This window comes from Gilvimarinus sp. 1_MG-2023, assembly GCF_030548285.1.
Genome location: NZ_JAUOSC010001043.1, coordinates 1 through 270, shown reverse-complemented (window position 1 = coordinate 270; position 270 = coordinate 1). Strand labels below are relative to the sequence as shown.

The 270-nt window shown below is 51.5% G+C and carries 1 protein-coding gene; it reads right to left on the bottom strand.

Annotated features, from left to right (window positions below; translation table 11 throughout):
• Positions 1-68 precede the first annotated feature (68 nt).
• Positions 69-270, bottom strand: a 202-nt coding sequence (locus Q4563_RS20050; protein WP_303605763.1) for a hypothetical protein, incomplete at its 5' end; no start/stop codon positions are given.

Sequence of the window (270 nt, the reverse complement as noted above, 5' to 3'; positions counted from 1 at the left end):
AGCTGTGATGTATCGTGCTCAACTGAGACTAGGCCGCCTGTGTAAAAGTTACGCGTAGCTTTCGCTCCTTACCGCCCATTGTCCGCCTGCCATGTAGACTCGATTTTTTGCCACCAGTAATCAAGTTGGAGCTTTTCCAGGGTTTTAAGCCTCATTTCCGGGTCATCGTTATAGGGCGCAAGCTGCTGCAGCCACTCACGCAATTTTTGCTCGCTTAGCGTGTGTTCATCCCACCCCTCTACAATGACTACAGGGAGCTGGGAATAGGCG